The organism is Pseudomonas sp. MF4836 (assembly GCF_002018875.1).
Taxonomy (GTDB): Bacteria; Pseudomonadota; Gammaproteobacteria; order Pseudomonadales; family Pseudomonadaceae; genus Aquipseudomonas.
This window is the reverse complement of record NZ_MVOL01000007.1, coordinates 316,141-330,189: the sequence shown is the minus strand read 5'-3', so window position 1 is coordinate 330,189 and position 14,049 is coordinate 316,141. Positions and strand designations below refer to the sequence as shown.

The 14,049-nt window shown below is 63.3% G+C and carries 11 protein-coding genes; 4 read left to right on the top strand and 7 right to left on the bottom strand.

Translation table 11 applies throughout. The features are described 5' to 3' along the window. Nucleotides 1–272: 272 nt before the first annotated feature. The gene (locus tag MF4836_RS18635; RefSeq protein ID WP_102047924.1) at nt 273–1,550 is read right to left on the bottom strand and encodes an OprD family porin; all 1,278 of its coding nucleotides are present in this window, start codon (nt 1,548–1,550) and stop codon (nt 273–275) included. Nucleotides 1,551–1,855: 305 nt separating this feature from the next. Between MF4836_RS18635 and MF4836_RS18630 the strand changes: the two genes are divergently transcribed. Together MF4836_RS18630 and MF4836_RS18625 are read left to right on the top strand one after the other, a co-directional pair. Beyond that, nucleotides 1,856–3,517, top strand: a complete 1,662-nt coding sequence (locus MF4836_RS18630; protein WP_078471513.1) for an MFS transporter — start codon at nt 1,856–1,858, stop codon at nt 3,515–3,517. Beyond that, entirely contained in the window at nt 3,514–4,650 is a 1,137-nt protein-coding gene (locus MF4836_RS18625; protein WP_078471512.1) for an HlyD family secretion protein, read from the top strand. Before MF4836_RS18630 ends, MF4836_RS18625 begins: the two co-directional genes overlap by 4 nt. A 66-nt stretch (nt 4,651–4,716) precedes the next feature. Here the strand turns inward: MF4836_RS18625 and copD are convergent, their stop codons facing one another. The 3 genes from copD to MF4836_RS18610 all read right to left on the bottom strand — a co-directional run bounded on the left by copD (nt 4,717) and on the right by MF4836_RS18610 (nt 6,474). Next, the gene (gene copD, locus MF4836_RS18620; RefSeq protein ID WP_078471511.1) at nt 4,717–5,583 is read right to left on the bottom strand and encodes a copper homeostasis membrane protein CopD; all 867 of its coding nucleotides are present in this window, start codon (nt 5,581–5,583) and stop codon (nt 4,717–4,719) included. 3 nt (nt 5,584–5,586) lie between these two features. Further along, the gene (copC, locus tag MF4836_RS18615) at nt 5,587–5,952 is read right to left on the bottom strand and encodes a copper homeostasis periplasmic binding protein CopC (RefSeq protein WP_078471510.1); all 366 of its coding nucleotides are present in this window, start codon (nt 5,950–5,952) and stop codon (nt 5,587–5,589) included. 81 nt (nt 5,953–6,033) lie between these two features. Continuing rightward, entirely contained in the window at nt 6,034–6,474 is a 441-nt protein-coding gene (locus MF4836_RS18610; protein WP_078471509.1) for a GNAT family N-acetyltransferase, read from the bottom strand. A 252-nt stretch (nt 6,475–6,726) separates the two neighbouring features. On the opposite strand from MF4836_RS18610, the gene MF4836_RS18605 reads away from it, so the two are divergent. After that, nucleotides 6,727–7,347, top strand: a complete 621-nt coding sequence (locus tag MF4836_RS18605; protein ID WP_020300563.1) for a TetR/AcrR family transcriptional regulator — start codon at nt 6,727–6,729, stop codon at nt 7,345–7,347. A gap of 216 nt (nt 7,348–7,563) precedes the next feature. Here MF4836_RS18605 and preA read toward each other — a convergent pair whose 3' ends face one another. The 3 genes from preA to hydA all read right to left on the bottom strand — a co-directional run bounded on the left by preA (nt 7,564) and on the right by hydA (nt 11,850). Further along, nucleotides 7,564–8,838, bottom strand: coding sequence for an NAD-dependent dihydropyrimidine dehydrogenase subunit PreA (preA, locus tag MF4836_RS18600; protein ID WP_078471508.1), 1,275 nt, complete (start codon nt 8,836–8,838; stop codon nt 7,564–7,566). Beyond that, nucleotides 8,839–10,206 carry an NAD(P)-dependent oxidoreductase gene (locus tag MF4836_RS18595; RefSeq protein WP_078471507.1) on the bottom strand — a complete coding sequence of 456 codons (1,368 nt, stop codon included), beginning with the start codon at nt 10,204–10,206 and terminating at the stop codon, nt 8,839–8,841. It abuts the gene before it with no gap. A gap of 204 nt (nt 10,207–10,410) precedes the next feature. After that, a complete protein-coding gene (gene hydA / locus MF4836_RS18590; protein ID WP_078471506.1) occupies nt 10,411–11,850 on the bottom strand; it encodes a dihydropyrimidinase in 1,440 nt (479 codons plus the stop codon). 622 nt (nt 11,851–12,472) lie between these two features. On the opposite strand from hydA, the gene MF4836_RS18585 reads away from it, so the two are divergent. Further along, nucleotides 12,473–13,960: an NCS1 family nucleobase:cation symporter-1 gene (locus MF4836_RS18585; protein WP_078471505.1), complete on the top strand. Its 1,488-nt coding sequence runs from the start codon at nt 12,473–12,475 to the stop codon at nt 13,958–13,960. Nucleotides 13,961–14,049 lie beyond the last annotated feature (89 nt).

Below are 14,049 nucleotides of genomic sequence, written 5' to 3'. Positions count from 1 at the left end.
ATGATCGTTGCTTGAAATTGTTGTAGGTTGTCGTATGACTTTTTCGGAGTTTCGTTATCTGAAGGGGCCTTTGTCAACGCCTGATCGCGAAAAAGCTGTGGCCTTTTGTTACCGGTCGCCGCTGTAGCCGCTGCCGCAGGCTCGGGCTGCGTTCGGACGCTGGCCTTCGAAATCGCCGCATTTCTTCCGGATGTAAGACGGCGTACTCAAGGGCAAGCGCAGCCTCGTTCCTCGGTAGTGGCTACAGCTGTTCTTCTCGACCTTTCCGCGCTTTAGAGCAGGGAGAGCGGATAACTGATGAATATCCGATTCTCGTCGAACTCGTTGGTGCTGTAGTCGCGGCGGATGCTTGCGTTGCGCCATTTCAGGTTGAGGTTCTTCAAGGCACCGCTCTGCACGGTGTAGGCCAGTTCCGACTCGCGGCCCCATTCCTTGCCGTCGGTGATGGCCCCGGTGTGCACGTTGTCGCCGCTGATGTAGCGGTTCATCAGGGTCAGGCCGGGCACGCCGAGGGCGGCGAAGTTGTAGTCATGGCGCAGTTGCCAGGATTTCTCCCGGGCGTTGTCGTAACTGGCGTTGTAACTGTCGTTGGCCAGAGTGCCGCCGCTGGTGCCGTTGACCCGCATCCAGGCGCTGTCGCCGGTGAGCTTTTGCAGGCCGACATACAAGGTGCTGCCGCCGTATTTGGCCGAGAGCAGGGCGAACGCGGTCTTGTTGTCGAGGTCGCCGGCCAGGGCACTGCCGTCTTCCTTGCCGATGAAGTAACCGAGGTTGGCACCCAGGGTCCAGTCGCCCAGGGGCTGGGTGTGGGTCAGATTGAGGTACTGCTGCTGATAGATATCAGTGAGCTCGGCATACCACAGGCCGACCTGGGTGCGCTTGTCGTTGAAGGTGTATTCGCCGCCGCCGAAGTTGAAGCGGTCCGAGGTGAAAGCGGTTTTACCCTGCATGAACATGTCTTCCATGCTCGAGTCGTTGCGCGGGCTGTTGCCGCGGAACTGGCCGCCGTAGAGCGTCAGGCCGTCGATTTCCCTGGAGGTGACCTGGCCGCCGCGGAAGGTCTGCGGCAGTGAGCGACCATCGTCGGAGCGCAGGATCGGCAACACCGGCATCCATTCCCCGACCTTCAATTCGGTTTGCGACAGCTTGGCCTTGAGCGCCACGCCCAGGCGGCCGAAGTTGTCGGCCGGACGCCCGTCACGGTCCAGGGGCAGCAACTGGGTGCCGCCGGTGCCTTTGCCGCCGTCGAGCTTGACCGAGTACATCCCCAGTACGTCCAGGCCGAAGCCGACGGTGCCCTGGGTAAACCCGGACTTGGCGTCGAGGATGAAGCTCTGGGTCCATTCCTCGGCCTTGCCCTGGGGGTACGCGGGGTTGGTGAAGTTGCGATTGAAGTAGGCGTTGCGCAGGTTCAGCGTGGCCTTGGTGTCATCGAGAAAACCTTCGGCCTGGCTGCACAGGGGCATGGCCAGGGTCAGGGCGGCGCAGCTGTACAGGGCGAGGGTCTGGGGCGTGGGCGAACGGGCAAACAGACGGGCGAGTGTCGTCACAGGTGAGGCTCCGTTTTATTGTTATTGTTGGCATTGTCATACGTTGTCGTACGACATTGGCGGATTATTTACAGCGCTGTGGCGGCTTGTCAACGGCCAATCCGAGTTTCGCCGGGGCACCTGAAGGAGTGCCGGGGCTGCCCATGGCCAGCGCAGCCTCGTGCCTCGGCAGCGGCTACGCGCCGATCTGTAGCGCTCCCCACAAAAAACGCCGAGGTACTTGCCAGCCCGCGGTACTTTTGCGGCACACTGCCTGGCAGTTTCCGGCTTGATCGAGTCACCGTACGCCCGCACAAGGTCATTGAATGGATCACTACGTCCCGCGCAACTGGCAGCCCCACGAAAAGCCCAGCTTGCCCGGCTCGCCCTCGACACCGCTGCACTCCAACCGCAAGCGCCTGGCGTATGCCCTGGTCGGCTTGCTGGTGGCGCTGACCGGTGGCCTGGGCAACTCCCTGGTGATCGCCAACCTGCCGTACCTGCAAGGCGCCCTCGGGGCGACCACCGCCGAAATGGCCTGGCTGCCCGCGGCCTACGTCATGACCAACGTCTCGATGAACCTGCTGCTGGTGAAGTTTCGCCAGCAATTCGGTCTGCGGGCCTTTACCGAGGTGTTCCTGGTGCTCTACGCCCTGGTGACCTTCGGCCATCTGTTCGTCAACGACCTGAACTCGGCCATCGCCGTGCGCGCGGCCCACGGCATGGTCGGCGCGGCCCTGAGTTCCCTGGGCCTGTACTACATGATCCAGGCCTTCCCCGCGAAGTGGCGCCTCAAAGCCCTGGTCCTGGGCCTGGGCACTTCGCAACTGGCCTTGCCCCTGGCCCGGCTGTTTTCCGAAGACTTGCTGCAAATCGCCGAATGGCGCGGGTTGTACCTGTTCGAACTGGGCCTGGCCCTGACGTCGCTGGGCTGTGTGCTGCTGCTCAAGCTGCCGCCGGGCGACCGCTTCAAGACCTTTGAAAAACTCGATTTCCTGACCTTTGCCCTGCTGGCCAGTGGTGTGGCGCTGCTGTGTGCGGTGCTGTCCCTGGGGCGCATTGACTGGTGGCTGGAAGCGCCGTGGATCGGCGTCGCCTCGGCCGGTTCCATCGTGCTGATCATGGCCGGCCTGTGCATCGAACATAACCGCAGCAACCCGATGCTGATGACCCGCTGGTTGGGCAGCGGGGCGATTATCCGCCTGGCCCTGGCGGTGATACTGATCCGCATGGTGCTGTCGGAGCAGTCCACCGGTGCCGTGGGCTTTCTGCAGGCGCTGAACATGAGCAGCCAGCAGATGCGCATGCTCTACGGCGTGATGCTGCTGGGCAGCATCGCCGGGCTGGCCACCAGCGCCCTGACCATCAACCCGTCGCATCTGCTGATGCCGCTGATCATCTCCCTGGCACTGATGGCCACGGGCTCGGTGATGGACAGCTTCTCCAACAACCTGACGCGCCCGGCCAACATGTACTTCAGCCAGTTTCTGCTGGCCTTCGGCGGCACGTTTTTCCTCGGCCCGACCATGGTCCTGGGCACCCGCAACGTGCTGACCAACCCGCGCAACCTGGTGAGTTTCTCGGTGCTGTTCGGCATCTGCCAGAACCTCGGCGGGCTGATTGGCGCCGCCTTGCTCGGCACCTTCCAGATCGTGCGCGAGAAGTTCCACTCCAGCCATATCGTCGAACACCTGACCCTGCTCGACCCCCGGGTCCTGGCGCGGGTGCAAAGCGGCGGCTCGGCGGTCGGCGGGGTGATCGCCGATCCCGACCAGCGCACCCTGCAGGGCATTCGCAGCCTGGCCACCGCCGCCACCCGCGAAGCCAATGTGCTGGCCTATAACGATGTGTTCATGCTGATCGCGGTGATTGCCGTGCTGACCATGATCTGGATCTTCATTCGCAGCCTGTGGCTGATGAGCACCACCAAAGCCGCCGCGCCTGCCGGCCCGGCTCCCGTTCAACCCAACGGTGCCCCTTCTTCATGAGCGAACCGACCACCACGACCACCAATGCCATCGCTTCGACCCCGGAAGGCACGGCGCCGCCGTCGACCCCGACCCCGGTGACCGAGCCGCGCTCGTTGCGGGTGCGGATCATCTCGTCCCTGGGCTTTGCCGCCATCGCCATTGTCGGCGTGGCGATCGTGCTCTATGCCTGGCAGTTGCCACCGTTCGGCAGCGCCGTGGAAACCACCGAGAACGCCCTGGTGCGTGGTCAGGTGACCATCATCGGCCCGCAGTTGAGCGGCTATGTGTTCGAAGTGCCGGTGCAGGACTTCCAGTTCGTCAAGGCTGGCGACCTGCTGGTGCGCCTGGATGACCGCATCTACCAGCAGCGCCTGGATCAGTCTCTGGCCCAGCTGGCGGTGCAGAAAGCCGCCCTGGCCAATGTGGTGCAGCAGCGCAACAGCGCCGAGGCCACCATCAAGCTGCGCCAGGCGGCCCTGGCCGACAGCCAGGCCCAGGCGCAAAAAAGCGCGGCCGACCTGCGGCGCAACCAGGCGTTGGTCAGCGACGGGTCGGTGTCCCAGCGCGAGCTGGACGTGACCCGCGCCGCCAACGCCCAGACCATCGCCGCCGTGGCCCAGGCCCAGGCATCCCTGGAAATCGCGCGCCAGGACCTGCAGACGGTGATCGTCAACCGTGGCTCGCTGGAGGCGGCGGTCGCCAGCGCCGAAGCGGCGGTGCAACTAGCGCGGATCGACTTGTCCAACACCCGGATCCTCGCGCCGCGCGACGGCCAGTTGGGCCAGATCGGCGTGCGCCTGGGGGCCTACGTCAATTCCGGCGCGCAGTTGATGGCGCTGGTGCCGAACCAGCTGTGGATCATCGCCAACATGAAAGAGACCCAGATGGACAGCGTGCGCATCGGCCAGCCGGCGAGTTTCACCGTGGACGCCTTGAACCATCGCAAATTCACCGGCCGGGTGCAGCGGATTTCCCCGGCCACCGGCTCGGAGTTCAGCCTGCTGCAAGCCGATAACGCCACCGGCAACTTCGTCAAGATCGCCCAGCGGGTGCCGGTGCGCATCACCGTCGACCCGGACCAGGCTGAAAGCCAGCGCCTGCGCCCGGGGATGTCGGTGGTGGTGAGTATCGATACCTCGGTCACGCCCTGAGAACCTGTTTGCGCGTGGCCCATTGAGCGTTAAAAGCTCCCCGGGAGCGTGAACAGGTTGTGCGGCCTACACCGCCTGCATCGGCGGCAGGGTGCCCAACAGGGAAACGGCGGCCACGGCCGCGACCCCCAGCAGCCACTCCAGCAGCACGCTATTGCGCAGCGCCCCCAGGCGCTGGTCGCAGCCAGGCAGGCGCAGGCGGTGCAGCAGCGCCAGGCCCAGCATGGCCGACACCAGCAGTGCCTTGATCAGCAGAATCAGGGCGAAGCCGCTGAACAGCGGCGTCGGCCACCAGTGCCCGGTCAACACCCGGACATTGATCAGGCCACTGAGCAGCAAGCCCGCCACCAGGGCGTAACCCACGCCGCTGAAGCGCCTTAGAACCCCTTCCATCGCGGTGGGGTTCGGCTGCAGCAACAGTAACGACAACAGCATCAGCCCGCCGAGCCAGACCCCGACGCAACTCAAATGCACGATCTGATTGAGGATCAGCAACTGGCCCGCCAGCCCATCGAGCATGGCGCCGTGGCCCACCGGGGCCAGGGTTGCCAACAGCAGCGCGGCGAGGCTCAGCTTGAGCGGCAGACGAGTGCGCAGGGGGCTCAGCAGCACCCCCAGCAGCAGGGCATTGAACAGCAGGTGCCAGGACCAGACCTGGCCAAAGAAGGTCTTGCCCAGCACCAATTGCACGGTTGCCGGGTCCAGCGCCGCCGACCAGGAATCGGCCATGCTGGCGGTGATCAGCAGCAGCCAGCAGACCCCGCTGAGCAGCGCCAGGGTCGCCAGCCCGGTGCTGATGCGAGCGAGGCGCCGATGCAGCACCGGGTGGCTATCACCACGGCCCAGCAGCAGGGGGCCAAAGACCCAGGCCCCGAACAGCATCAACACCATCGTGAAGTGCACAAACCGGCACAGCACCAGCAGGCTCGACATGAATTACTGACCGACCTTGAAGCTGTAGCTGCCGGCGCTTTTATGGGTGTCGACCGACACTGCGTGCCAGTCGACCTTGTAGGTGCCTGCCGCCAGCGGGGCGGCCGGGGTCACCACCAGGGTCTTCTTGTCCGCGCCTTCGGTGGCCAGGCCATTGAGCGCCACCGGCGCGCCGTCCCGGCTCAGGCTGACCTGGGTGAAGCTGGCCTCGACGCCTTCGGAGAACACCAGGCGCAAGGCCTGCGGTGACGTCACCACACTATCAGCGGCCGGGGTGCTGACTTGTAGATGGGCGTGGGCGAACACCGAGGAAGCGGCCAACAGGGAAGCCAGCAGGGCGCTGGTGGTGAGGAGTTTTTTCAGGAGCATCGTGGGATACCTTCGAGGAAGACGACGGGTGCTCAATAGAGCACGAAGCGGCCGGCGAATGAAACGCCGGCCAGTGGATTTTCAACGCTGCGCCAGGCGCATATGGATGATCTGAAAGGGCCGGCCCTCGCCATCGGTCGGCGAGCAGCCGATGTCTTCGAAACCGTAGTGCCGATAAAAGCCGTGGGCCTGGGGGTTCTGCTGGTTGACGTCGACACTGAGGCTCGGGTGCCGGGCGCGCACGTAATCCAGCAATTGGCGGCCGATGCCCTGGCCGCGTTGTGCCGGTTCGATAAACAGCATCTCCACCTTGTCGCCCGCGGTGGCAATAAAACCACCCGGGCTGCCATCGGGGTGTTGCCAGAGCCAGGTCTTGAGGGCCGGCAGGTAGGCGTCGCGCACCAGGGGGTAGAGCAACTGGATATCGTCTTCGCTAAGGAAGTCGTGGGTGGCGCGTACCGAACGCTGCCACAGGTCGGCAAGCGGCTGGTCGTCGGCAGCGTTGCGTGGGCGAATAGTCATGAGTGTTCCATCGGTAACAGGACAGATGGCCGGCGACAGGGCAGGGCCGGCATTCGTGCAGAGGGAGCGGGTGCCCGGGTCGCGAATCAACGTCTGGACGGGGCACTGCGGCAGCGTCTGCCAATGAATGGGAGGGCGATCCTACCCAATCTCGCCTGTTGTGGCGAGAGGGGCGGCTGCGTGGCCGAGCAGACCTCGCCCCGCTCTGGAGCGGATGCTAGTCTTGAGCCACGTTGTCTTCAGGGAGCCCTCATGGGCAATCACAAGATCGAAATCCGCCGCAGTAACGTTGAAAAAATCCTCCTCGCCGCCGAGAAAGTCTTCGCTGAAAAGGGCTATGGCGGCACGGCCATGGCCGACATCGCCGAAGAGGTGCAACTGCCGCGCTCCAACCTGCATTACTACTTCAGCACCAAGAGCGAGCTGTACAGCGCAGTGCTGTTCGACCTGCTGGAAGTATGGAAACAGGATGCCCTGTGCTTCGAGATGTTCGATGACCCGCGGGTGGTCCTCAGCAGCTACATCCGCGCCAAGATGAACCACTCCCGCAGCCGGCCCTACGGATCGAAAGTCTGGGCCAACGAAATCATCCACGGCGCACCGACCCTCGGCGAAGCGCTGGATGCCAGCCTGTATGACTGGGCAAAAATGAAAGAAGCGAAAATCCGCCAGTGGGTCGAAGACAAACGCATCCTGCCGGTGGAGCCTTCAAGCCTGCTGTACATGATCTGGGCCTCGACCCAGCACTACGCCGACTTCGACCACCAGGTGATGATCCTCAACGATCACCAGCCACTCTCCGACATGCAATTCGAACGCGCCCTGCAAACCGTCACCAGCGTCATCCTGCGCGGCATCGGCCTGGAACCCTGAAGCCTCCGTAGCCGCTCACTGCCGAGCCCGCGAGGTTGCGCTGGCCGGTGTGAGCGCCGTGGAGTATCAGGTGGATGTCGGACGGTTTTGACGCCCAGCGTCCGAACGCGGCCCGAACTCCGGCAGCGGATACAGTCGTAGCCGCTGCCGAGCTTGCGAGGTTGCGCTGGCCGGCGTGGGCGCCGTGGAGGGTCAGGTGGATTCAGGCTGGCATACTCACACCGCTTCGCAATACGGGTTGCGCGGGTCATGCAGCCAGTCGAGGAAGGGTTTGCCGGTTTCCTGGGGGGCCATTTCGATGCAGTCCTGCACCGGGCAGGTGATCTGGCACAGGTTGCAGCCCACGCATTCGTCGTCGATCACTTCATATTTATGGGTGCCGTCCGCCTGCCGGATGCTGGCGATGGCCTGGTGCGAGGTGTCTTCGCAGGCGATGTGGCAGCGCCCGCAACCGATGCACGCCGCCTGGTCGATCTTGGCGATCACCTGGTAGTTGATATCCAGGTACTTCCAGTCAGTGGTGTTGCCCACGGCCTTGCCCGAGAACTCCTGCAGGCTGCTGTAGCCCTGGCTGTCCATCCACCGCGACAGGCCGTCCTTCATCTCCTCGACAATCCGAAACCCATGCAGCATCGCCGCGGTGCACACCTGCACCGCCCCGCAGCCCAGGGCCACGAATTCCGCCGCATCGCGCCAGTTGCCAATGCCGCCAATGCCGCAGATCGGCAGCCCCCGGGTCTGCGGGTCACGGGCAATTTCCGCGACCATGTTCAGCGCAATCGGCTTGACCGCCGAACCGCAATAGCCGCCGTGGGTGCTCTGGCTGCCGACCATGGGGTGGGCCACCATGCGTTCCAGGTCGACGCTGGTGATGGAGTTGATGGTGTTGATCAACGACACCGCGTCCGCTCCTCCACGGTGGGCCGCCCGCGCTGCGAGTCGGATGTCAGTGATGTTCGGCGTGAGCTTGACGATCACCGGCAGCGAGCAATAGGTCTTGCACCAGCGGGTCACCTGCTCGACGTATTCCGGCACCTGGCCCACGGCCGCGCCCATGCCCCGTTCCGGCATGCCGTGGGGGCAGCCGAAATTCAGCTCGATGCCATCGGCGCCGGTAGCCTCCACCAGGGGCAGGATGTGTTTCCACGACTCTTCAACGCAGGGCACCATCAGCGACACAATCAGCGCCCGGTCCGGCCAGTCCTTTTTCACCTGGGTGATTTCCCGCAGGTTGATTTCCAGGGAGCGGTCGGTGATCAGCTCGATATTGTTGATGCCCATCACCTCGCGGTTGGGCCCGAAATGCGCCGAGTAGCGCGACGAGACGTTGACCGCTGCCGGGTCCTCGCCCAGGGTTTTCCAGACCACGCCACCCCAGCCGGCTTCGAACGCGCGCACCACGTTATAGGCCTTGTCGGTGGGGGGCGCCGAGGCCAGCCAGAATGGGTTGGGGGCTTTGATGCCGGCGAAGACAATCGAGAGATCGGCCATTTACGCAGCCTCCACATTGAGCATGAGTTGGGCATGCATGGCTTCTGCGGCCAGCTTGCCGTGTTGCACCGCCTGCACGGTGAGGTCCTGGCCGAGGCTGACGCAGTCGCCGCCGGCATAGACCCCGGGGATGCTGGTGCGCAGCTGTTCATCCACCTGGATGCGCTCGCCCGCGCGCTTCAGTTCCCGGGCCAGCGGGTCGCTCAGGGCTGCGCCGTCGAAGGCCTGGCCGATGGCCTTGAATATCCCGTCGGCGGCCAGTTCAAAGGTCTCGCCGGTGGTCTGCAACCGGCCCTCCACCAGTCGGGTACGGGCGAAGCGCATGCCGCGTACTTGCCCCTGTTCATCCAGCAGCACCTCCTGCGGCGCGGCCCAGGTCAGCAGACGCACCTGATTGGCCTTGGCGATGTCCTGCTCGTGTTCGGTGGCGCCCATTTCCTCGAGGCCACGGCGATACACCAGGTTCACATCCCTCGCGCCGAGGCGCGCCATCTGCACCGCCATATCGATGGCGGTGTTGCCGGCGCCAAGTACGATGCAGCGGTCAGCCACCGGCAATTGGCCGAGGTCATCGGCCTGGCGCAATTCGCGGATGTAGTCGGTGGCGGCGAGCATGCCCGGCGCGTCTTCGTGGGCCAGCCCCAGCTGTTTGCTGGCGGCCAGGCCCAGGCCGAGAAACACCGAGTCGAACTGCTGGTGCAGCTCGGTCAGGCTCAGGTTGTCACCGAGCGTGTGCCCATGGCGGATTTCGATGCCGCCGATGCCCAGCAAAAATTCCAGCTCCTGCTGGGCAAAGTCATCCACCAGCTTGTATTTGGCGATCCCGTATTCGTTGAGGCCACCGGCTTTTTCCCGAGCCTCGAAAATCACCACCTCGTGCCCATGCAGGGCGCTGCGGTGGGCGCAGGCCAGACCCGCCGGGCCGGCGCCGACCACGGCAATGCGCTTGCCGGTAGACGCGGCGCGCTGGAACGGGTGCTGGCTGAAGTGTGCGTTGTCCACGGCGTAGCGTTGCAGCAGGCCGATCAGCACCGGCGCGCACTCCTGGGCGTTGTTGCGCACGCAGGCCTGCTGGCAGAGGATTTCCGTCGGGCAGACCCGGGCGCAGCTGCCGCCGAGGATATTGGCCGAGAGGATTTTCTGCGCTGCACCCTGGACGTTATCGGTGTGGATATTGCGGATGAACGACGGGATATCGATCTCGCTGGGGCACGCATTGACGCAAGGTGCGTCGTAGCAATACAGGCAGCGCGACGCCTCCAGATGGGCCTGGCGCGCGTTCAGCGGCGGCGCCAGGTCGGTGAAATGACTGGCCAGGGTGGCGTTGTCTGCGATGGGGTGGGGCAAGTGGTTCAAGGTCTTGATCACGGTTAAGGCCTCACGGTTTTTTCTCGATTGCCTCTGACGGGCATTGTTTTTTCACAGCGCTGTGGCAAAGACGCTTTTAGTGGCTGGCGAACGCACTGTAGTCAGCGCGTTCACCGTGGCGAGGGCGCTGCTGTGGCGAGGGAGCTTGCTCCCGCTCGGTGGCGCAGCAACCGCAATAGCAACGGCCCCCACCACAGCGCGACCTCAGCGCTCTACGGCCGTCGCCTTGCTGGCTTCGGCGCGCTTGCTCAACAGGTCGAACACCGCCGGGTAGGGTGGGCGTTCCACGTAGCGCCCGGCGCCGCGTTCGGCCCGCAGATCGCCGTCGACCCACAGCAACTTGCCCTGGCTGATGGTGTGGCTCGGCACGCCGCGCACGGTCTTGCCTTCGAAGATGTTGAAGTCGACCTGCTGGTGGTGGGTCTTGGCGGAAATGGTGCGGGTGCCTAGCGGGTCCCAGAGCACCAGGTCGGCATCGGCGCCGACACGGATCGCGCCCTTGCGTGGGTAGAGGTTGAAGATTTTTGCGGTGTTGGTGGAGGTCAGGGCCACAAAGTCCTGCATCGACAGGCGGCCGGTATTGACCCCTTCGTCCCAGAGCACGGCCATGCGGTCTTCGATACCGGCGGTGCCGTTGGGGATCTTGCTGAAGTCGTCGCGCCCGGCGGCCTTTTGTTCGGCGCAGAAGCAGCAGTGGTCGGTGGCGGTGGTATGCAGGTTGCCCGATTGCAGCCCATGCCACAGCGCCTCCTGGTGGCCGCGAGGGCGGAAGGGCGGGCTCATCACGTAGCCGGCAGCGGTCTGCCAGTCCGGGTGCCGGTACACGCTGTCGTCGAGCAACAGGTGCCCGGCCAGCACTTCACCGTAGACCGGCTGGCCTTTGCTGCGGGCATAGGTGATCTCGTCGAGGGCTTCCTTGGTCGAAACGTGCACCAGGTACAGCGGCGTGCCCAGGGTTTCGGCGATGCGAATGGCGCGACTGGCGGCTTCGCCTTCGACCTGCGAGGGCCGCGACAGCGGGTGCGCTTCCGGGCCGGTAATGCCCTGGGCCATCAGCTTGCGTTGCAGGTGATACACCAGCTCGCCGTTCTCGGCATGCACGGTGGGCACCGCACCCAGTTCCAGGCAGCGTTCGAAGCTCGCCACCAGGGTGTCGTCGGCAGCCATGATCGCGTTCTTGTAAGCCATGAAATGCTTGAAGCTGTTGACCCCGTGCCGGCTCACCAACTCAGCCATTTCTTCGCGCACCTGTTCGCTCCACCAGGTAATGGCCACGTGAAACCCGTAGTCGGATGCCGACTTCTCGGCCCAGCCACGCCACTGATGGAACGCTTCGAGCAACGACTGCTGGGGGTTGGGAATCACGAAGTCGATGATCGAAGTGGTTCCCCCCGCCAGACCCGCCGCGGTGCCGCTGAAAAAGTCTTCGCTGGCCACGGTACCCATAAAGGGCAATTGCATGTGGGTGTGGGGGTCGATGCCGCCGGGCATCAAGTATTGGCCGCTGCCGTCGAGCACGTCGACGCCGGCGGGAATATCCAGGTTATTACCGATGGCCTTGATCACGCCGTCGGCGCACAAGACATCGGCTTTATAACTTTCATCATGGGTAATAACGGTGGCGCCACGGATCAACAGAGACATTCCGAGTTCCTCGCAGGCATGACCGACTTATGTCGGTTCTAAGTGTTTTATATCGACCGTGCTGCGCAAGTTTATTCCTGTCAGCGGTGTCAGGAATAGAAACTAGCTGGTGTTCCTGGAATGAGCAAGATTATTTTTTATAAGCTTATATCTATATTAAGTTATTGAATTTAAACGAATAAAATCAAATAACTGCAAAATGGTGCAGCCCCTCACCATTTTGACGCACTTGACAGGATCGAAATATGGTCAAGATTTCCTATGTGAAATCAGCTGCTTGAAGGGGGCTTATGGCCTGAACAAAAGTGTGCAATAAGTTTCAGTGCACCAGTTTGAGTCCTGACGTTGCGGTCAACTTGCCGAACAGTAAGCCTGAGTGAACAGGCAAGTACCCGGGACGTGATAGTTAATAAGAATAAAACTGATGAACATCAGTTGTTTACATGGATTTTAACGGTCGCCAAACACCGTCAATGGACAATCCGGCACGCTTATTGAGTGCCGCCGCTGACAGGTTGGCCGGTCGCTAAAAGTCGTAAGTTCTCCGGCCATCGTCCGGCTAGCGGTCCCGTCCGCCAGCTGCCTGATGAGCAAAAATAATCAAAAGAACAGTGGAGCGGCCATGCAACAGAACAGATCTCAAGTGACCGAGCGCGCAGGCTTGTATGAGCTGGACGCCGGCAGCGACGTACTCGACAGCCCCCGTTATAACCACGACATCGCCCCGACCAAGGTCCATGAACGCACCTGGAACAAATGGCACATCACCGCGCTGTGGATCGGCATGTCGATCTGCGTGCCGACCTACACCCTGGGCGGGGTACTGACCGCCTATTTCGGCCTCAGCGTCGGCGAGGCACTGCTGGCGATCCTGCTGGCCAACATCATCGTGCTGATCCCCCTGACCCTCAACGCCTTCGCCGGCACCAAGTACGGCATTCCGTTCCCGGTGTTGCTGCGCTCGTCGTTCGGCATCATCGGCTCCAACGTGCCATGCCTGATCCGGGCCCTGGTGGCCTGCGGCTGGTTCGGCATCCAGACCATGTTCGGCGGGCTGGCGATCCACCTGTTCCTGGGGTCGATCTTCGAAGGCTGGAAGGCCCTGGGCGGCACCGGCGAGGTGATCGGTTTCATGATCTTCTGGACCCTCAACCTGTGGGTGGTGCTGCGCGGGGCCGAGTCGATCAAGTGGCTGGAAACCCTGTCCGCGCCACTGCTGGTGGCGGTGGGCATCGGCCTGCTGGTGTGGGCCCTGCCCAATGTGTCGTTGAGCGAATTGCTGGCGATCCCGCCCAAGCGTCCCGAAGGCGCCAGCGTCACCAGTTACTTCATGGCCGGGCTCACGGCGATGGTCGGGTTCTGGGCCACGCTGTCGCTGAACATTCCCGACTTCAGCCGCTACGCCAAAAGCCAGAAAGACCAGATCCTCGGGCAGATTTTCGGCCTGCCGCTGACCATGTTCCTGTTCGCCGCCCTGGGCGTGGTGATGACCGCCGCCTCGGTGAAACTGGTGGGCGTGACCGTGTCCGATCCGGTGAGCCTGATCGGCCATATCCAGAGCCCGGGCTGGGTGGCCCTGGCCATGGCGCTGATCATCATCGCCACCTTGTCCACCAACACCGCGGCCAACATCGTCTCGCCGACCAATGACTTCCAGAACCTGGCGCCGAAGCTGATCGGGCGGACCAAGGCGGTGCTGCTCACCGGCCTGGTGGGCCTGGCCCTGATGGCCCATGAACTGCTGAAAAAGCTGGGCCTGCTGATCTCCGACGTCAGTCTGGAAACCGTGTACTCCAATTGGCTGCTGGGCTATTCCAGCCTGCTGGGGCCGATTGCCGGGATCATGGTGGTGGACTATTTCATCATCAAGAAACAACGCCTGGACCTGGCCGGCCTTTACCGCGATGACGTGTACCCGGCCTGGAACTGGAACGGGTTTATCGCCTTTGCCGTGCCGGTGGTGCTGACCCTGCTGTCCCTGGGCAGCGACGCATTCAGCTGGTTCTACAGCTACGGCTGGTTCACCGGTTCGGCCCTGGGCGGCATCCTCTACTACGGCCTGTGCAGCCTGCGCAATGCCCAGGTGGTGGCCGCCAAGACCCCGGTTTGAGCCTGCACCTGTTGGCTCGCGGTGATGCATGAAGTCCAGGCGGCCCGGGTTCGGGTCGCCCCACACAATCAGAAAAAAGCCTGAGGAGA